We start from the raw sequence: 21,545 nt of genomic DNA on the forward strand, positions 1-21,545 counted from the left end.
TTTAATTCGGAAAGGATAAAAAAATGAAAGTTGGTATTATCGGTGCAGGTACAATGGGTTCAGGAATTGCTCAGGCTTTTGCAATGACGGAAGGATATGAAGTAAGACTTTGTGATATTAAGGAAGAATACGCACAGGCAGGCTTTGCAAAGATTCAAAAGAACATCAATTTCCTTGTAGGAAAAGAGAAAATATCAAAAGAGGCCGGAGATAAGATTATTTCAAAAATAAAAGTAGGCCTTAACGATATCTGCAGTGACTGTGATTTGATTGTTGAAGTTGCCCTTGAGAAGATGGAAGTTAAGCAGCAGATTTTCAAAGAGCTTCAGAATATAGTTTCTAAGGATTGTATTTTCGCTTCAAATACTTCATCACTTTCTATCACAAGAATCGGTGAGGCGCTTGACAGACCTGTAGTAGGTATGCATTTCTTTAACCCTGCGGACAGAATGAAACTTGTTGAAGTAATCGGTGGAGAGAAGACACCTGCAGAATTGGTGGAAAAGATTAAGAAGATATCTGAAGATATCGGAAAGACTCCTGTACAGGTTAAGGAAGCACCGGGATTTGTAGTAAACCGTATCCTTATTCCAATGATCAATGAAGCAATCAATGTATGGGATGCAGGAACGGCAGACGCTGAGGGTGTTGATACAGCTATGGTTTTGGGATGTGCACATCCTATGGGACCTCTTCATTTGGCAGACCTTATCGGACTTGATATTTGCCTTGCCATTATGGAAGTTATTCACAATGAGACAGGGGATGACAAGTATTTACCGGCTCCAAAGTTAAAAGAGCTTGTAGCTGCAGGTAAGCTTGGTAAGAAGACCGGAGAAGGAATATTCTCTTATAAGTAAAATATTTATCCCCTTTTTACAGTTAAAATGTAAAAAGGGGTTTTAATGTGAGATAGATACAAAAGGCGGGTTTGTATTTACTATATAGGTGAAAGAAAACTAAGAAAGGATAACGCAAACAAAGACTTTCACTATTTATGTTTGCACTTGGATTTATTCAAGTAGGTATGATTCATGGATTTTAGTTTAGACAAGAAACATGAGATGGCAAGATCCCTTTTCAGAGAGTTTGCCGAAAAGGAAGTAAAACCTCTTGCAGTAGAGGTGGATGAAACAGAAATATTTCCAAGAGAAACTGTAACCAAGATGGCAAAATACGGTTTCCTTGGTATTCCTGTAGCAAAGGAATTTGGAGGTCAGGGTGCCGATCCGTTAGCATATGTTATGTGTGTAGAAGAGATATCAAAGGTTTGTGCCACAACAGGTGTTATTGTTTCAGCTCATACATCACTTTGTGCAGATCCTATCGCTATGTACGGTACACCGGAGCAGAAGGAAAAGTATCTTGTTCCTTTGGCAAAGGGAGAGAAACTTGGTGCTTTCGCACTTACAGAGCCTAATGCAGGTACGGATGCTCAGGGCGCTGTTACAAAGGCGGTGCTTGACGGTGACGAGTATGTACTTAACGGTTCAAAGATTTTTATTACAAACGGTAAAGAGGCGGATATCTATGTTGTAATTGCATGTACAGAGATAAAGGTGGATGCAAAGGGAAGACAGAAGAAGATTTTCTCCGCATTTATAGTTGAGAAGGATACACCGGGATTCGGATTCGGAACAAAGGAAAAGAAGATGGGTATCAGAGGTTCATCTACTTATGAGCTTATTTTTACAGATTGCAGAGTTCCGAAGGAAAATATGCTCGGTCCTGCAGGTAAGGGATTCGGTATTGCAATGCACACTCTTGACGGCGGTCGTATCGGTATTGCCGCACAGGCACTTGGTATAGCTGAGGGAGCACTTGAGAGAACAGTTGCATATGTAAAAGAAAGAAAACAGTTCGGAAGATCTATCGGAGCATTCCAAAATACTCAGTTTGAGCTTGCAAATATGGCAACCAAAGTAAAGGCGGCACAGATGCTTGTATACAGGGCAGCTATGGCTAAGGCAACACAGAAGACATATTCAGAGGAAGCGGCTATGGCTAAGCTTTACGCTGCAGAAGTGGCAATGGAAGTTACCACAAAGGCAGTACAGCTTCACGGTGGATATGGATATACAAGAGAATACGAAATTGAAAGAATGATGCGTGATGCGAAGATTACAGAAGTATATGAAGGTACAAGTGAAGTACAAAGAATGGTAATTTCAGGCGCATTGCTTAAATAATTGTGCTATTACGAATGGAGGATGTCATGAAGATAGTTGTTTGTATTAAACAAGTGCCGGATACAAAGGGCGGTGTTGTTTTTAACCCTGACGGCACATTAAACAGAGGAGCTATGCTTACAATTATGAACCCGGACGACAAGGCGGGTCTTGAGGCTGCTCTTAGACTTAAAGATAAATACGGTGCAGAAGTTACTGTGGTTACTATGGGACTTCCAAAGGCTGATGAAGTGCTTAGAGAAGCTATGGCAATGGGAGCCGACAAGGCTGTGCTTATTACAGACAGAGTACTTGGCGGAGCCGATACATGGGCTACATCACAGACTATAGCGGGAGCACTCAGAAAGCTTGAATATGATCTTATTATCACAGGTCGTCAGGCTATAGACGGAGATACGGCGCAGGTAGGACCACAGATTTCAGAACATCTTGATTTACCTGTTATCAGCTATGCACAAAAGATAGAGATTGATGGAGACAGTGTTGTGGTAGAGCGTCAGTTTGATGACAGATATCATGTTTTAAAAGCAAAAATGCCTGTACTTATTACAGCTTTATCAGAGCTTAATGAGCCAAGATATATGACTCCGGGTGGTATTTTTGATGCTTATGACAAAGAAGTAATTGTATTCTCAAGAGCGGACCTTGTAGGTGTAGATGATTCAAATATCGGTCTTAAGGGTTCACCGACACAGATTGCAAAAGCATCCGATAAGGTAAGAAAGGGTGCAGGAGAGCAGGTAAACCTTGGTGCATCAGAGTCTGTTGACTACATCATAGGCAAGTTAAAAGAAACACATATCATCTAAAAAGGAGTCGTTTATGAGACAAAATACAGAAGAATACAGGGGAGTGTTTACATTTGCCCAGCAGGTAGACGGCAAATTGAGCGGTATTTCCCTTGAACTTATAGGAAAAGGTAAGGATTTGGCTGCTGATCTCAATACAGAGGTTACAGCAGTATTACTTGGATCTGATATAAAGGGACTGGTTGAAGAACTCGCCGAGCACGGTGCTGATAAGATAATAGTTGTAGATGATCCTAAACTTAAAGAGTACCGTACAGAGCCGTATACACAGGCACTTACAGCGGTTATAAACGAGTTTAAGCCTGAAATATTTATTATCGGTGCAACAGCTATAGGTAGAGATTTAGGACCTAGAGTTTCCGCAAGAGTCGGAACAGGACTTACAGCAGACTGTACACAGCTTGAGATCGGTGATTATCCTTTAGTGGCTATTGCAGGAAGAGAGCAGAAGCATAATCAGCTTCTTATGACAAGACCTGCATTCGGTGGAAATACCATAGCTACTATTGCATGCCCTGAGAACAGACCGCAGATGGCAACAGTTCGTCCGGGTGTTATGCAAAAGAAGGAAAGAGTGGCAGGTGCAAAAGCACAGGTAATAGACTTTGATGCCAAGCTTGAAGAGAACAGCAAATATGTTGAGATCTTAGAGATAGTAAAGAATGCCAAGACAACAGAAGATATCATGGCTGCAAAGATTTTGGTATCAGGCGGTAGAGGTTTAGGTTCGGCAGAGAATTTTAGGATACTTAAGGATTTGGCAGATGCACTTCACGGTACTGTAAGCTGTTCAAGAGCTGTAGTTGATGCAGGTTGGATGTCAAAGGATATTCAGGTAGGACAGACAGGAAAAACAGTTCGTCCACATCTTTATTTTGCAATAGGTATTTCAGGTGCTATACAGCATTTGGCAGGTATGGAAGAGAGTGATATTATCATCGCTATCAATAAGGATGAGAATGCACCTATCTTCAGTGTTGCAGACTATGGTATAGTAGGTGATTTGAACAAGATAGTTCCTGCACTTACAGAGAAGATTAAAGCGGAGCTTGCTAAAGAAGATTAATATATACATATAAATCAGATCGCTATAAACCGGGAAACGGGTTTATAGCGATTTTTTGTTTTAAAAATAGTGCAAATTCCCACTTGACATGGAATGAAAAATATTTTATAATCAAAAAACCTTAAAACATACTAAATTAATAGGTAAATAGGTTATAGGTTTCTTGTTGTAAAGTAGGAAGGAATGCTCATGGGAAAGAAAGAACACAGTCACGAACATAATCATAATCACGAACACAATCACAGTCGCGAACATAAGCATGGAGTTGACCATATTCACAGCCATAGAAATTTGATAGGATTTGATGAACATGGAGTACCGACAATTACATTAAAGTCGGACCATGAAGAGGACGGAGACGATAAAGCTTTTATCAGAGATTATATGAATGCTGTATCTGAGTACAGAAAGACTTTTCCGTCAAAGGATGAGGTTTTGGAAAATACTCCGGATCCGGCAGTAAAAGAGATGATTTTGCGTCAGAATCAGCTGGGATTTGATACCACATTTGACAGATTTGACAAACAGCAGCCACAGTGTGGTTTCGGTATGGCGGGAATCTGCTGTAAGATTTGTAATATGGGTCCATGTAAGATAACTTCAAAGAGTCCTAAGGGAGTCTGTGGTGCGGATGCGGATCTTATAGTGGCAAGAAATTTGCTTCGTTCCGCTGCTGCAGGTGCGGCTCAGCACGGTATGCACGGTAGAGAAGTTATTCTATCTTTAAAGTGGGCTGCTGAAGGGAAACTTGATTTACCTATACTCGGACAGCAAAAGATAAAGGATACCGCAAAAGCATTCGGAATAAAGACTGAGAGAAGAAGTATAAAAAAGATTGCATCGGAACTTGCTGATGTGCTTTTGGATGATATGAGCCGTACAGTGCCGGGGGATTATAAGATCATAGAGGCACTTGGTTCAGAGGAAAGAAAGAAAGTGTGGAAGGAACTTGATATTATACCTATCAGTGCCTACCATGAAGTGTTTGAAGCTTATCATAAAACAGGTGTCGGTACTGACGGTGACTGGAAGAGCATTATGCAGCAGTTTTTACGCTGCGGACTTGCATTCACATACTCAGGTGTTGTAAGTACATCAATAGCAACAGACGGACTTTTCGGAGTGGGTGACAGAGTTACATCAAAGGTAAATATCGGTGCTTTGAAAAAAGGATATGTAAATATTGCTGTTCACGGTCATCTGCCTACCCTTGTAAGTGAGATTGTAAGAGTCGGTCAGGAAGAGAAGTTTATAAATCTTGCAAAAGAAGCCGGGGCAAAGGGAATCAGATTCTACGGCATCTGCTGTTCAGGACTTTCAGCAATGTATCGTTATGCAGGAGTTATTCCACTTTCAAATGCTGTATCTGCGGAGCTTGTACTTGGTACGGGAGCGCTTGACCTTTGGATTGCCGATGTACAGGATGTATTTCCGTCAATTATGGAAGTTGCAAAGTGCTTCAGAACTACAGTTGTTACGACAAGTGAATCTGCAAGATTGCCGGGTGCCGAGAGATTTGAGTATGACCATCATCATTCAAATATAGGAGAGACAAGAGAACTTGCAGAAAAAATAGTACTCAGAGGTATAGAAAGCTTTAAAGACAGACAGGGTATACCTGTATATATTCCGCCATATGAGGTTGATGCCGAAGTCGGATTTTCACCTGAGTATGTGCATAAACACTACGGTTCTATGAAACCTTTATACGAGGCCGTAAGAGAAGGCAAAATACTTGGTATTGTAAATATAGTAGGATGTAACAATCCTAAGGTTGTATATGAGAAATGTGTTATTGATGTAGCCAATGCACTGCTTAGAAACAATATCTTGATACTTACAAACGGATGTGCCTCATTCCCGCTTATGAAGATGGGATATTGCAATGTTTCGGGACAGGAGCATGCAGGAGAGAGTTTAAAAGAATTCCTTGGAGATTTACCTCCGGTATGGCATGTGGGTGAGTGTATAGATAATACCAGGTCAAGCGGAATCTTTGCAGGTGTTGCAGGTGAGGCGGGTAAGCCGCTTTATGAAATGCCTTTTGCATTTTCATCTCCGGAGTGGAGCAATGAAAAGGGAATAGATGCGGCCCTTGGTTTCAGACTTATGGGTATAAATTCATATCATTGTGTGGAGGCTCAAATTCACGGTTCGAAGAATGTAATAGAATTTTTGAAGGAGGGAACTAAGGAATTACTTGGATCTGTTATGGTTGTAGATACAAATCCCGACTCTCTGGGAGAAAAAATAGTTGCAGATATCATTGAAAAGAGAAAAGCTCTCGGTTGGGCTGTATCTGATGAGATAGTTCATAAAGAGGAAGATTTAGCCGTAGTATAGTAGTATAAGTCGGTTAGAAACAGCTTGGATTAAAAAATATTTTGACGATTTTCCTTTGTTATAGTACTATAACAGTGTACATATCTTGTGTACATATATATTGATAATAATCTCCAGCAGTAAGTTCACCAACATCAGGAGCCAGCCGAGCCTGGAGATTTTTTGCTTTATGGTGAGGAAATATAATAAGCCGCAGCTATTGACAACTGATTTATAAGATGTACAATGAAGTTAAATAAAAGCTTCGTGAAAGTTTTGTATGGGGAATGAGGAGGAATTTTATGGACATGCAGTTGTTTTGGGACTCTGTAATAACAGTTGTCAGTGTAGTCGGATATGTAGGATATTTTGTCGCTGTCGGACTTATTGTGAGATATCTGATAGTAAAGTTAAAGAGGTAAAGGTTAGTCTATAAGTTACAAGCATTTTATAACGTTGATTTGGTGAGTTGGATGACAACTCACCTTTTTTATGAATATGAATGGTTTTGTGGTACAATGTAAATATTATAAAATTATACCTTTTTATTTGTTTAAAATAGAATTTTTAACATAACCTATCGTTGTGAGAAATTTGAGTTACTTTATAAGTGGAGAGGTTAATACAGGAGATAGTAATGGCTATAGATAATAAGAAAGAGCAGGAACGAGATGAGCTTCATCGTGCAATATGGGCAATAGCGGATGAACTTAGAGGTGCGGTAGATGGTTGGGACTTTAAAAATTATGTACTGGGCACTATGTTCTATAGATATATATCTGAAAATATAACAGATTATATAAATAAAGGTGAAATAGAAGCAGGAAATCCGGACTTTGATTATTCAATGATGAATGATACAAAAGCAGAAGAAGCAAGACAGAGTCTGGTTGAAGAAAAAGGATTCTTTATTCTACCGTCAGAACTGTTTTGCAATGTAAGGGCAAAAGCTAAAGGTGATGAAAATTTGAATGAAACTCTTGAGAAAGTGTTTCGACATATTGAAGAATCTGCAAAGGGAAGTGAATCTGAATCCGACTTTGCAGGTCTTTTTGATGACTTTGATGTGAACAGTAATAAGCTTGGTTCAACGGTAGCAAAGAGAAATGAAAAACTTTGCAAGCTTCTTGATGGTGTTGCCGGTATGAATCTTGGAGATGTAAAAAATCATGATATTGATGCTTTTGGAGATGCCTACGAATACCTTATGACAATGTATGCATCAAATGCAGGTAAGTCAGGTGGAGAATTCTTTACACCTGCAGATGTTTCAGAGTTGCTTACAAGGCTTGGTACAGTTGGAAAGACTGAAATTAACAAGGTATATGACCCTGCCTGCGGATCGGGTTCGTTGCTTTTGAAGGCTGAGAAAGTACTTGGAAGAGATAAAGTTCGTAACGGATTCTTTGGACAGGAAATCAATATAACAACCTATAACCTTTGTCGTATAAATATGTTCTTACATGATATAGGATTTGATAAGTTCAGTATTGCATGTGAAGATACTCTCACAGCACCTGCACACTGGGATGATGAGCCTTTTGAACTTATTGTTTCAAATCCGCCATATTCAATAAAATGGGCAGGAGATGAAAATCCGTTACTTATAAACGATCCCAGATTTGCACCTGCTGGAGTGCTTGCACCTAAGAGTAAAGCTGATTTGGCATTCATTATGCATAGTCTTTCATGGCTTGCATCAAATGGAACTGCGGCTATTGTATGCTTCCCAGGTATAATGTATCGTGGAGGTGCTGAGCAGAAGATCAGAAAGTATCTTATAGATAATAACTATGTTGATTGTATAATTCAACTTCCGTCAAATCTTTTCTTCGGTACATCTATTGCAACCTGTATTATGGTTTTAAAGAAGGGAAAAGCTGATAGTAAAACTTTATTTATAGATGCTACAAACGAGTGTGTTAAGGTTACAAATAATAATAAACTCACTCAGGAAAATATGAATAAGATTGTGGACTGCTTTACAAAAAGAGCTGAAATCAAGCATTTTTCACATCTTGCCACATATGAAGAGGTTTCAGGAAATGAATACAACCTTTCTGTTTCTACTTATGTAGAGGCTGAAGATACAAGAGAAAAGATTGATATAGTAAAACTTAATACGGAAATTAAAGAAATAGTTGCTCGTGAAGAAGCTTTGAGAAAAGCAATTGATGAAATAATTGCAGAAATTGAGGTGTAAATAGGATGAAAAATGTTTTTATTGATACAAATATATGGCTCTCTTTATATCATTTTACAAATGATGATCTTTCACAATTTGAGAGATTTAAGAACATGATTAATCAAAATATAAATTTGATAGTTCCTCAACAAGTTTATGATGAAATAACTAGAAATAGAGAAAATAAAATTTTGGATGCCCTTAAAAGTTTTGATTTAAAAATACCTAAGGATCCTGTATTTTGTAAAGGATATAATCATTTTGCAGAGTTGAAAGATGCTTTAACTTCTGTTAAGAAAAAGTTTGATGAATTTAAAAAAGAAATTGAAAAAGACATAATTAATGAAGAACTCCCAGCAGATAAAGTATTAAAAAGTTTTTTTGATATTGTAGAATTCATACCTTGTGATAAGTATGTTGAAAAAGCATATAACCGTTATAAGATTGGAAATCCGCCGGGGAAGAATAACAGTTATGGTGATGCAATAAATTGGGAATGCTTATTAGATAATATAAATAACGGAGAAGATTTATATCTTATTAGTTCAGATAAAGATTATAGTTCATTGATTTGTAATGATAATATGAATGAATTTTTGGTTAAAGAGTGGAGAAATAAAAAAGAATCGAAAGTACATTTTTATTCAACATTAGTTGGATTTTTGAATGAACATGTGGAGGAAATACAGCTTAAGGAAGAGATTAAAAAACAAGAATATATTAGCATGTTAATAAATAGTAAATCTTTTATGGAAACACATGGATTGGTAGCCTTACTAAAAAAATATTCAAGTTGGACAAAAGCAGATATTGCAAAAATTTGCTGTGCTCTAGTATATAATGCACAAGTAAAGTGGATAATAAGAGATGATGATATTTTTGATTTTTATAATACTATATTATCAAATGTTAAATATGATGAAGTAGGCGAGTGCGCAAAAAAAGCTTTTGAAATTATAAAAGAAATAGATGTGGAAAGTTCAGAAGGAGACTGTGAAACAGAAATAAATGATATACTTGAATAATACAGTAAATATTAGGTGATAGGATAGCAACTAAAATGAATAGATTAAATAATTTAATAAATAGGCTATGTCCTGATGGTGTAGTATATTTTCAATTGTCGCATTTAGCAGATATTGGGACAGGAAGACATAATACTAATGAAGGGCTTAATGAGGGAGAGTTTCCATTTTTTGTTAGATCTCAAGAAGTAAGAAGATTAAATGATTACGACTATGATGAAGCCGCTATTATAACATCTGGAGATGGTGTTGGTGTTGGTAAAATTTTTCATTATATAAATGGAAAATATGCATTGCATCAAAGAGCTTATAGAATTCATATTACAGATAGCAGGTTAAATGTAAGATTCTTGTTCCATTACATGAAAGCAAATTTTTTTGAATATATTCAAAAAACAGCTGTGAATTCATCTGTTACTTCTGTGCGTAGACCAATGTTGAATAGATATCCGGTTCCTGTACCTCCTATGGAGGTACAACGTGAAATAGTCCGCATTTTGGACTCTTTCACATTGCTTACAGAAGAACTTACAACAAAGCTTACAGCAGAGCTTACAGCTCGTAAAAAACAGTATGAATATTATAGAGATATGCTACTAGTACCACCATGTGATGATGTAGAAAATATACCATTGTCAGATGTTGTTAATATTAAAAATGGAAAAGATTATAAACATCTTAAAGATGGAAAATATCCTGTATATGGGTCAGGTGGTATTATGACATACAAAAGTGAATATACTTATGATAAGCCATCTGTATTGATTCCAAGAAAAGGATCATTAAGTAACTTGTTTTATGTAGAAGAACCATTTTGGAATGTAGATACAGTTTTTTATACTGAAATTAATGAAAGTAAACTTATTCCAAAGTACTTATATTATTTGTTACAGAAGGAACATTTGGAATCTTTGAATACAGCAGGTGGAGTGCCTAGTCTTACACAATCAGTATTGAATAAGTTGAATTTAACAATACCATCATTAAATAGACAAAGAAAAATAGTTGATTGTCTTGATAACTTTGAAAAAATTTGTAATGACCTTAATATAGGACTTCCTGCTGAGATTGAAGCCCGTAGGAAACAGTACGAATACTATAGAGATGTGTTGTTGACATTTGCTGAAACAGGAAGCACAATCTTAGCAGACAGACAGACAGACAGACAGACAGACAGACAGACAGACAGACAGTAATTAAACTGGTTCAGTATGTGTTTGGCTATGTAGATGTAAGCCTTGAAGAAATTTGTAATAAAGTATCATTAATTAGTTGGAATAATGAGACTGGAAATAAGTATTATGTTGACTTGACTTCTGTTAGTAGGGAAAAACATTGTATTAATGATGAAGATGTAATTCTAATTTGCAAGGACAATGCACCGAGCAGGGCAAAACAGATAATAAAGAAAAATGATATTTTGTTTGGTGGAACAAGACCTATGTTGAAACGATATTGTGTTGCTACAGAAAAATATGAAAATCAGATATGTAGCACAGGATTTTGTGTATTAAGAATTAATGAACAAATGTCTTTAACAAATTATATTTATCATGTTATAGGAACCAACGATTTCTATGCATATATTGAAGCAAATCAACAAGGAGCCAGTTATCCTGCGATTTCAGATAGGTTGTTAAAACATTATAAAATAGTGTTGCCTACCATAGAAGAGCAATCAAGAATAGTATCTATTTTGGATAGATTCGATTCATTATGCAATGATATTACAAGTGGGCTTCCTGCCGAAATAGAAGCCCGAAAAAAACAATATGAATACTATAGAGATAAATTACTTGATTTTAAGTAAAGGAGGAAAGTGCTGTGTCATATTTTAATATTATCGCACAGACTACAGAAAATACAGTTGTTACAGAATATGAACCGGTAAAAACACGTTACGTAAATTACCAATCTGAAGCAGCATTGGAAAAAGAATTTATTTATATGCTTACTGAACAGGGATATGAATATCTTAAAATACATAAGGAAAATGATTTGACTAATAATCTTCGTGTTCAGCTTGAAAAACTTAATAACTATAATTTCTCAGAAACCGAGTGGAACAGATTCTTTAAAGAATGTATTGCGAATCAAAATGAGGGAATTGTAGAAAAAACTCGTAAAATTCAAGAAGACAATATTCAGGTATTAAAGCGTGATGACGGAAGTACAAAGAATATTACTCTTATTGATAAGAAAAATATACATAATAATTTTTTACAGGTTATCAACCAATATGTAATAAGTACTGCACAAGGTGCAAAGCGTGATAATAGATATGATGTTTCTATACTGGTGAACGGTTTTCCTCTGGTACATATAGAATTAAAACGTAGAGGAGTGGCTATTCGAGAAGCATTCAATCAGATTAACAGATATCAAAGGGATTCGTTTTGGGCAGGAAGCGGTTTGTTTGAATATACACAGATTTTTGTTATATCTAATGGAACAAATACAAAGTATTATTCAAACAGTACCAGATTTAATGCTATCAAAGATATAAATGCAGCAGCTATGTCAAAGAAAAGTAAAACAAGTAACAGCTTTGAATTTACTTCTTTTTGGGCAGATGCAAACAATAGAGTTATTCCTGATTTGATTGATTTTACAAGAACATTCTTTGCCAAGCATACTATTCTCAATATTATTACAAAATACTGTATCTTTACATCAGAAAATATGCTTATGGTAATGAGACCGTATCAGATTACTGCTACTGAGCGTATTTTAAATCGTATTGATATAGCTAATAACTATAAAAAATATGGTGATGTAGCCGGTGGAGGATATATATGGCATACAACAGGTTCAGGTAAGACGCTTACATCATTTAAGACTGCAAGGCAAGCGTCATCACTGTCTTATATAGATAAGGTATTATTTGTTGTTGACCGTAAAGACCTTGACTATCAGACAATGAAGGAATATGACCGTTTTGAGAAAGGTGCGGCAAATAGTAATACTTCTACAGCAATACTAAAGAAGCAGTTGGAAGATGACAATGCACATATTATTATTACCACTATTCAGAAACTTGCAACTTTTATCAAGAAAAATAAAGAACATGATGTTTACAATAAGCATGTGGTTATTATCTTTGATGAATGTCATAGAAGTCAATTTGGTGATATGCATGCAGCGATTGTAAAAAGCTTTAAAAAGTACCATTTATTCGGATTTACAGGAACTCCGATTTTCCCTGCAAATACCGGAGGTGTTCGCAAGTCACAGTTTTTTACAACTGAGCAGACATTTGGAGATCAACTTCATACCTATACGATAGTGGATGCCATTAATGATAAGAATGTTCTACCATTTAGGGTAGACTACGTTAAGACTATGGATTTAGGTGAAGATATAGATGATGAGCAGGTGTGGGACATTGCACGTGAAAAGGCAATGATGGCACCCGAAAGAATAAGGCTTATTACCGAATATATATTAAACAACTTTGACAGAAAGACATATAGAGGTGATAAAACTTATATTTATAATACACTTACCAATATTTCAGATGTTGCATCAGGTAAAAAGGGTGCAGTAGAAGAGATAAAGCAAAAACAAAGAGTGAGCGGATTCAACTCGATTTTTGCTGTGGCGTCTGTTCCTATGGCAAAATTATATTACCAGGAATTTAAGAAGCAGATGGAAGCGGATCCTACTAAGAAATTACGTATTGCCACTATCTATAGTTACGGTGCAAATGAGGATGACTATGACGGAGTGATAGGTGGGATTCTTGATGAGGAGAACTCAGAAGATACATCGGCACTGGATAAATCGTCAAGAGATTTTTTAGAAGATGCTATTAAAGACTATAATGATATGTTTCATACGAATTATTCGACAGACAGTGATAAATTTCAAAATTATTATAAGGATGTTTCACTACGTATGAAAAACAAGGAGCTTGATTTACTTATTGTGGTAAATATGTTCCTTACAGGTTTTGATGCAACTACATTAAATACATTGTGGGCAGATAAGAATCTCAAAATGCATGGACTGATTCAGGCATTTTCAAGAACAAACAGAATTTTGAATTCTATTAAGACCTTTGGAAATATTATTTGTTTTAGAAATCTTCAAAAGAGAGTAGATACTGCTATTTCTCTTTTTGGTGATAAAAATGCAGGCGGTATTGTCTTGATGAAGGGATTCAAAGATTATTACTATGGCTATGAGGGCGTAGACGGTAAATTATATACCGGATATGTGGACATGATAGAAGAACTTATATCAAAGTTTCCGCTTTCAGAGCCTAGAATCATAGGTGAGCAGAATCAGAAGGATTTTATTGCTTTATTTGGTGCTATTCTTCGTATGAGAAATATATTAGCTGCATTTGACGAATTCTCAGGTCAAGAAATAATTACTGAAAGAGATTTCCAGGATTATCTTGGTAGATATCAGGATTTACGTGATGAATGGAATGAAAAGCGAAAAAAGGGTGAAAGCACTGATATTATTGATGATATTGTATTTGAAGTTGAGCTTATCAAGCAGATAGAAATAAATATTGATTATATTCTTGTGCTGGTTAATAAGTATCACGACAGTCATTGTGAAGATAAAGAGGTGCTTATTACAATTAAAAAGGCTATTGATTCAAGTCCTGAGCTTCGTAGTAAAAAGCTTCTTATTGAGAATTTTATTTCAGGAATCAATGATGTTGATGACGTTATGGCTGAATGGAGTGATTATGTAAATAAAAATCGAGAAGAGGAGATTCTTCAAATTATTGATGAGGAAAATCTTAAAGGAATTGAAACCAGGAAGTTCATTGAAAATGCATTTCGTGACGGTGAAATCAAGACTACAGGTACGGAAATTGATAAGTTTATGCCGGCAGTATCCCGTTTTGGGGGTGGAAGTCGAGCTGCTAAAAAACTGACAGTCATTGATAAGCTTAAATCTTTCTTTGAAAAGTATTACGGTATCGGTGGATCATTTGCTGATGAAAAGCCAAAGATTGCGAATTACGATATAGACAGTCAAAAACATCTGGGTAATGTTGCAGATAAGTTGAACTAAGTGGGGTGAGGCGTCAAGTGTATGACTTATATTGTTTATTGACAGAACAGGCTGCCATACGAAATTTACTCAAATCTTTGTATTGATGATATAAATTATTCAATTCATAAGGCAAAAGAACGGGTATGCACAGAGCAGCGTGTGAGTAGGTATAACAGGTATTATCGGATGAGCTAAATAATGGATTACAATTAAGATTTATGATAAAGTATATAAGGAAATATTCTTGTTGAAGTTCTTAACTATTATGATAAAAAATGTATAGGAGGAAGAGTATTATGGATAGTATAGATAGTCAACAGCTTTTAACCAATATTACTACTAATATAGCTGAAGATTGTATAAAAACTGCATGGAACAAGATAAAAAAGTTTTTTGAGGATTTGGATGCGAAGGATTCTATTCGCTATAAAAATGCTTATGAAAAATATCTTATAAATACAGAACAAAAAGTAAGCAAAATTAAGACAATAATATATAGGAGAGCACCTAAAGATCTTTATTCATTCTATGAGTGCACAGGTGTTAGGTATAATGGAAATACTATAAATACAGAAAATATCAATGATATATTAAAAATAGGGAACAAGATTATTGTTTCTGGAACAGGTGGCATAGGAAAATCCATTCTATTTAAACATTTATTTCTTAATACGATTGCAGAAACAGCGTATATTCCTGTCTTAATCGAATTAAGGAGTTTTAATATATATGATACTAAGGACATATCTATTTATACAGCCATATATAAAGGTTTGGTGGATAACGGGTTTGAACTAAGTGATAAATATTTTGAATATAGTTTAAAAGAGGGGGCATACATAATTCTCTTTGATGGTTATGATGAGGTTAATAGAGACAAGACAGAGAAAATAACAAGAGAAATAAAGGAACTATCAGAGAAGTATGGTAAAAATAAATTTTTAGTTTCATCAAGACCCTCTGAAGAATTTATAGGATGGAATGATTTTTGTGAGGTAGAAACACTTAAATTGAATAAGCAACAAGCATTAAATTTGGTAAAAAAGTTAGAGTTTGATGAAGTGGTGAAAGACACTTTTTATAAAGAGTTAGATAGAACACTTTATGATAAATATGAGTCATTTGCTTCAAATCCCTTATTACTAAATATTATGTTACTTACATTTCAAAAACATGCATCTATACCTGAAAGATTGAATGATTTTTATGGTGAGGCATTTGTTACATTATTTAATGCTCATGATGCAACAAAAGATTCATATATTAGGGATATAAGAAGTGGATTAGGGTGCGAGGACTTTAAACTGGTTTTTTCGTATATTTGTTTTAAATCATATTTTAATGAAGAATTTCAATTTTCGGAATCACGTTTAAGGATTTATATTCAACAGGCTAGGGAAAAATTTGATAGGTTTAATTTTACTGTTGAGAATTTTCAGGAGGACTTAACACAGTCTGTATGCATGCTGGTAAAAGAAGGTGGGGCTTATCGTTTCTCTCATCGTTCTTTTCAAGAGTATTTTGCAGCAGTATATACATGTAAGCTAGTTGATGATGAGCAATCAAAATTATTATTGACTTGGATACAAGAGTCGGATTCTTTATTTTCAGATGCCTATTTTACTATGCTATTTGATTTACAAAGCGAAAAAGTAAACAAAATAATTTTATGTCCAATTTTGAGAGAAATTAAGAGCTTATATTCACAATATGGGTTCTCAATAGAATTGTTAAATATCATGTATGAAGGAGTAACATTTGTTAAAGATCCATATAGAGAGAAAAAACGCTATAGAACATCTTTAACTATAAAAGATCAATATTTGTTTTATGGATTAATTCTGAATAGTCGATTAAACATGTTTCGATATTTGGGCAACAATGATGAACGAGAAATGCAGATATATAAAAAAATAGAAAAATGTATAGCAGAAATATGTATGAGGAATAATAAATGTGGAAATTGGCCTAGTATTTTAAAACTAACATTTGATGAAGTATTAGAGTTTCTTAATCCGGAGGAGTTGCTTGAATATTTAGATTTTTTTAAAGGTCAAATTGAATTTGCAATACAAACTGTGGAAAAATATGATGATAGAAAGATAAGTCGAAAGAAAAAAGTTGCTACAATTTTAGAGGAATTATGATAGTGAAGTTCTTGGTGACTGTAAATATACTTTTGAAACACAAATTGTTAAAAACAATAGAAGGATATTTCAGACATTTATAAGGATAATAGACCGTTAGATAAAGGTTATACAATTCTCTACATTGATGTAATGCATTATTCTGTTCGTGATAATGTAGATATAAGGAAGTATCATGTATAAAGGACGAATACCTGAATAAAATATAATTTTATAAGTTAAGGGTGGCAAAGCCACCCTATATTGATATGCTATTTTTACTGTTATATATAACAAGAGGAAAGATTGCTTACCTCATCATATTTTACATTCTCCTAATTTCCGCCTGTAACATATTTCCTACCAAAGATGCAAAATTATCAAGCGATTTCACCTTTACAAAACTTCGGCCGAAGATTTTTTGAACATTCGGCAGGTCGGCGTCATCGCCGGTAAAGGCACAGAGGACATAAATGTTTTTAAGCTTTGCCTTATGCACAAGCTCGGTCATATCCTCTATAGCGATATCACCGCTGTAATTTCTTGATTTACCCTTGACCTCAAGCATATCATTCGGCTTTATATCTGTAAGCCATATCACAACTCTGTGAGAAGCATTGTTTTTCTTCATCTGTTCCATTAAAGCGTTAAGTGCAAGACCGTCTCTGTTGGCACCTGTGGTAAAGAATCTGAATATTTCATTGTTCTTTGAGGTCTCATTATAATCTCTGTAAAGATTCATTACAGTGTAGCCGTTCATAGATGAATATCCCCATACTCTTACAGGAACATGGCAGTTGTCAAGTGCTTTTGAAATAATATAGCCCTGTGTTGATACTGTGTCCATACGATGAATCTGTGAAGCTGAGGCATCCAGTAAAATATCGACACTTATATTACCGCTACCTTCAGCCACCTGTTTTTCAAAAATCTTATTATTGTTAAGATAAAGTGCCTTCCAGACAAGAGCAGGATTTAATTTACCTGTTTTTGAATAAACTGTAGTAGGCTCAAGCTGAGTCAGCAGAGCATTTTTTATACGATTTGTAAGTTCCAAGACGGCCGCATTATTACTTCCGATATTGTCAAAGAAAAATGCTTTGTTTTTAGTATACTGCTTTTGCATTTCTTTTCGCATCTTTGCGGCAAATCCGCTTACCTTATCTTCACTTTCACCTCTTGTAAAAAATATTCTGGTACCTTCGTGATTACCGGTACAGCACTCTCTTTGTATTTTCTCCGAAGTCTTATCATCATAAATGGACTTTCCGAAATAGCTGCTGATATATTTTCTAAGTCCCTCTTCCGTGATTCTGTTAAATTTTTCAGAGTCTGTTTCAAATGCGGAGGCGTCGGCACCTCCCTGATTTTCAACATAGCCAAGTACAAGCTTGGTGACTCCTTCTATTTCATTTGATACGCCTGCCTTTTTGCCGAAGAAAAGTCTTGGAACAGGGATTTTGAATCTGCGCTTTTGTCCCTTTGCACTGACACCGGGAAGATAGGTAAAATACTTTGCAAGGGTATTTGACAGACTTTTTATAAAGCCTTCTGTATCCACATCAGCACCGATTTCAACATCACTTAAGAGTTTCCTGTCTACCAAATCGGGCAGTCCGCTGTCCTCACCCATAGAAGTCCTGTAATGTCCTTCAAGTATCCATCCCTCTCTGCTTTCGGCAATACTCGGCATAAATTCTATGAGCTTTTGTTTGCAGTACTCTTTTCTAAGTAGTGGAAGACTCGGTCTTGAATCCTTTTCCTTTTCAAAGGTGGAATTTTCAAGTGCAATCCAAAACAATGCTTCATAGGTTCCCTGCCCTATTGTTTCATGGAAGGTATTGTAAAACTCTTTTAACCTTTTCCAGTCAAAATGTGCATAGCTGCTGCCAAGTATAGTATTCCAGTAAAGATCCGCCTTTGCATCATTGTCATACATACGAAATCCGACGGAAACATCATAATTTCCTGCAGCATTCCAAATCATGTTTGCGGCTCTCTTTTTTTCAAACTCCGTCAAGATCATGAAAAGATACTCTCCCCCAAAAGACTTTCAGGTAATCTGGCACTTACAATATCAAGTACAAGCTGTCTTTCATACTCATCAAAGCATTTATTGATAAGTCCCATTTCTAGAGCCTTTGTAACTCCAAGTCCCTTTTTCATCATTCCTATACAGGAGATAAGACCTCTAAGATCAAGACTTCTTGTAGAGATTTCACCGCCCTCACATTTTTTTCTTATTTCATCAAAGAGAGCGGCAAATTGTGATATGTACTCAGGTTTTAGAGTAGGATATTTATCCTTTATAAGCTTTTGTAAGTTTTCTGCCGATATAACAGGCATATGAAGTACCATAAATCTTGAAGCAAGGGCTTCGTTCATCTCTCTGGTGCCTGCATAGCCGTAGTTCATTGTACCTATAAATCTTGTGGCTTCATGAAGATTTATTCTGTCATATCCCGGCAAATCAATGGTTCTTCTGAAGTCAAGTACCGCATGAAGTACGGCAAGAGATTCATTCTTTGCCATATTTATTTCATCAAGCACGCCGAAACCTCCTTTTAGGGCACAGTTAAGTATAGGTCCTTTTCTAAGCTTGACTTCGCCGTTTTCAAAGGTATCCGAGCCTATAAGAGATGAAGCATCGGTATTTATATAAAGTGATATATCCCACTCCGGTCTTGCAAATGCCATTGCAAGATTTTGTGCCAATACATTCTTTCCTGTAGCTTTAGGACCGTCAAGCAAGATATTTTCACCTGCTATTATAGCTGTAGCCGCCTCTTCCCAAATCTCTTTTCCGTAGTAAAGATATGAATCTTTCGGGATTCTTCTTTCATCCTCGGTTTCAAGCTTATAGAAGCTTCTAAATGACTTTATTTCTGAAATAATTTTATCCGATATATTTTCCTGTTTTAAAAATTCTAAAATTTCCATATTTCCTCTGTCTAATAAAAAATAATAAAAAACTCCCAAGACAGTATTATATTACAACTGTCTTGGGAGGAGCAATAATTTTATTTACTTTACAGGATCGGCAGGAGTGAAACCACCCTTTTTACCTCTCCAGATAGTAAGAACTGCATATAAAGCGGCAATTACAGCACCGACGATATAAGCAACATTCCAGCTTAAACCGAAGCCAAGCTTTGCATTCAAGATATAGCATGCACAAATAAATGTGTAGAAGACACCCGGTATGAGAGTCATCCATGCCCACTGTCCTCTCTTATTTATTATTAAATAAATAGTAGCGGCAGCAAGTGGGAAGAGTGCCATTGTCTGGTTAGACCATGCGAAATATCTCCAAAGAATATTGAATCCCTTAGGATCAATCTTTGCCCAAACAAGGATTGCACCTACTATAACGAAAATAGGAACGGCAAGACTGAGTCTTCTTGCATTGTTATCCTGCTTGATGTGGAAAGTATCTGCAATAGTAAGTCTAAGTGCACGAAGTGCTGTATCTCCTGATGTTATAGGAAGTATAATAATACCGATAAGTGCTACGGCACCTCCGATAGGTCCAAGTGCATATCTACATACTACACCTACAACACTGGTAGGAGAAATAGCGACAAGCTCGCCTCCTTTTTGGATCATATACTGCCATACACCCTTGTCACTAAGCTGCATTGTGATACCGCCGTGCTCAGCTGTAAACTGGATAAGTGCCATTGTACCGGCAGCCCATACCATAGCTATAAATCCTTCAACAACCATCATATTGTAGAAAGTCATACGACCTTCTTTTTCGCTCTTAATTGTACGAGCTACAAGAGCTGTCTGTGATGAATGGAATCCTGAAAGGATACCGCAGGCTACAGTAACGAAGAAAATCGGAATAAAATGTCCCGCTTTAAAATATGCTGCATAGTCAAATGACTGTGTTGCCCAGCTTCCCCAAACATCTACAAGCGGATAATGGAAGATAACCATTGCACCGAATACACCAAGTGCGGAGAATACCAAAATCGCACCGAAGATAGGGTATACACGTCCTATAATCTTATCAATCGGGAAAACTGTTGCAATAAGGTAATAAACAAAAATCGCAGCGTAGATGACCCATGTTGAAACTTCTGTAGGAGAACCGCTGAAACCGAATACCTGAGTTGCGGCTATATCACCCGGTGTATAAATAAATACCGTACCTACAAGTAAAAGCAAGAGACATACAAACACGTCATAAATCCAGAATACGGTTTTACTTGTATATTTGCGAACCATCTCAGGCATCTGAGCGCCGCCGTCTCTTGTACAAATCATACCTGCAAAATAGTCGTGAACAGCACCGCCGATTACATTACCTATCGGTATTGTAAGAAGTGCTATAGGTCCGAAAAGAATACCCTGGATAGGTCCGAGAATAGGTCCTGTTCCTGCGATATTAAGTAGGTTGATAAGTGCATTTTTCCATGTAGGCATAGGAACATAGTCTACACCGTCCTGCTTAGAATAGGCCGGTGTTTCTCTGTCGTCAGGCTGAAAAACATGGTCACATAACTTGCCCATGATAAGCCCGCCTACGATTAGAATCACAAGGCCGATCATAAATGTTGCCATAGAAAATTCCTCTCTTTCTATCTATGTTTAATTAATACATAATAAACATACTACTTGAAAATAAGTTTTTCAAGTTTTTTTAATAAAACATGGAAATATCTTTCATAAAAAAATAAAAAATATAGAAAAACAGACATCCGTCTTTTATTTGGCTAAATAATAAGTAATGAAAAAATGTATGGTTAGATGCGACTAACTATGCTAATATAACATAAAAACTTAGTGTATTCGGAAA

The 21,545-nt window shown here is 36.0% G+C and carries 14 protein-coding genes; 11 read left to right on the forward strand and 3 right to left on the reverse strand.

The annotated features are described in order from the left end of the window. Positions 1 to 23: 23 nt before the first annotated feature. From HMPREF1135_RS11815 to HMPREF1135_RS11860, 11 genes are all read left to right on the forward strand, one after another. Complete coding sequence (locus HMPREF1135_RS11815) at positions 24 to 860, forward strand: 3-hydroxyacyl-CoA dehydrogenase family protein (RefSeq protein ID WP_007595469.1); 837 nt, start codon at positions 24 to 26, stop codon at positions 858 to 860. 174 nt (positions 861 to 1,034) lie between these two features. Next, the gene (locus tag HMPREF1135_RS11820; protein WP_007595470.1) at positions 1,035 to 2,189 is read left to right on the forward strand and encodes an acyl-CoA dehydrogenase; all 1,155 of its coding nucleotides are present in this window, start codon (positions 1,035 to 1,037) and stop codon (positions 2,187 to 2,189) included. A 26-nt stretch (positions 2,190 to 2,215) separates the two neighbouring features. Next, positions 2,216 to 2,998, forward strand: coding sequence for an electron transfer flavoprotein subunit beta/FixA family protein (locus HMPREF1135_RS11825; RefSeq protein ID WP_007595471.1), 783 nt, complete (start codon positions 2,216 to 2,218; stop codon positions 2,996 to 2,998). Between the two features lie 13 nt (positions 2,999 to 3,011). Then, a complete protein-coding gene (locus tag HMPREF1135_RS11830; protein WP_007595472.1) occupies positions 3,012 to 4,064 on the forward strand; it encodes an electron transfer flavoprotein subunit alpha/FixB family protein in 1,053 nt (350 codons plus the stop codon). A gap of 183 nt (positions 4,065 to 4,247) precedes the next feature. Then, positions 4,248 to 6,407 (forward strand): anaerobic carbon-monoxide dehydrogenase catalytic subunit, encoded by a 2,160-nt coding sequence (cooS, locus tag HMPREF1135_RS11835; RefSeq protein ID WP_007595473.1) that lies wholly within the window; start codon positions 4,248 to 4,250, stop codon positions 6,405 to 6,407. 616 nt (positions 6,408 to 7,023) lie between these two features. Continuing rightward, the gene (locus HMPREF1135_RS11840; protein ID WP_007595475.1) at positions 7,024 to 8,589 is read left to right on the forward strand and encodes a type I restriction-modification system subunit M; all 1,566 of its coding nucleotides are present in this window, start codon (positions 7,024 to 7,026) and stop codon (positions 8,587 to 8,589) included. 5 nt (positions 8,590 to 8,594) lie between these two features. Beyond that, entirely contained in the window at positions 8,595 to 9,596 is a 1,002-nt protein-coding gene (locus tag HMPREF1135_RS11845) for a PIN domain-containing protein (RefSeq protein ID WP_007595476.1), read from the forward strand. A gap of 35 nt (positions 9,597 to 9,631) precedes the next feature. After that, positions 9,632 to 10,792, forward strand: a complete 1,161-nt coding sequence (locus HMPREF1135_RS13585; RefSeq protein WP_007595477.1) for a restriction endonuclease subunit S — start codon at positions 9,632 to 9,634, stop codon at positions 10,790 to 10,792. A gap of 17 nt (positions 10,793 to 10,809) precedes the next feature. Further along, positions 10,810 to 11,406, forward strand: a complete 597-nt coding sequence (locus HMPREF1135_RS11850) for a restriction endonuclease subunit S (protein WP_007595478.1) — start codon at positions 10,810 to 10,812, stop codon at positions 11,404 to 11,406. Between the two features lie 14 nt (positions 11,407 to 11,420). Next, positions 11,421 to 14,633 (forward strand): type I restriction endonuclease subunit R, encoded by a 3,213-nt coding sequence (locus HMPREF1135_RS11855; protein ID WP_007595480.1) that lies wholly within the window; start codon positions 11,421 to 11,423, stop codon positions 14,631 to 14,633. Between the two features lie 278 nt (positions 14,634 to 14,911). After that, a complete protein-coding gene (locus HMPREF1135_RS11860; RefSeq protein ID WP_007595481.1) occupies positions 14,912 to 16,762 on the forward strand; it encodes an NACHT domain-containing protein in 1,851 nt (616 codons plus the stop codon). Between the two features lie 304 nt (positions 16,763 to 17,066). Here the strand turns inward: HMPREF1135_RS11860 and HMPREF1135_RS11865 are convergent, their stop codons facing one another. The 3 genes from HMPREF1135_RS11865 to HMPREF1135_RS11875 form a co-directional block, all read right to left on the reverse strand. Continuing rightward, a complete protein-coding gene (locus HMPREF1135_RS11865) occupies positions 17,067 to 18,767 on the reverse strand; it encodes a hypothetical protein (protein ID WP_007595483.1) in 1,701 nt (566 codons plus the stop codon). Beyond that, positions 18,764 to 19,681 carry an AAA family ATPase gene (locus tag HMPREF1135_RS11870; RefSeq protein ID WP_007595484.1) on the reverse strand — a complete coding sequence of 306 codons (918 nt, stop codon included), beginning with the start codon at positions 19,679 to 19,681 and terminating at the stop codon, positions 18,764 to 18,766. The genes HMPREF1135_RS11865 and HMPREF1135_RS11870 overlap by 4 nt, the downstream gene beginning before the upstream one ends. A gap of 84 nt (positions 19,682 to 19,765) precedes the next feature. Next, entirely contained in the window at positions 19,766 to 21,310 is a 1,545-nt protein-coding gene (locus HMPREF1135_RS11875; RefSeq protein ID WP_007595486.1) for a carbon starvation CstA family protein, read from the reverse strand. Between the last annotated feature and the right edge of the window lie 235 nt (positions 21,311 to 21,545).

Source organism: Lachnoanaerobaculum sp. OBRC5-5, assembly GCF_000296385.1.
Taxonomy (GTDB): Bacteria; Bacillota; Clostridia; order Lachnospirales; family Lachnospiraceae; genus Lachnoanaerobaculum.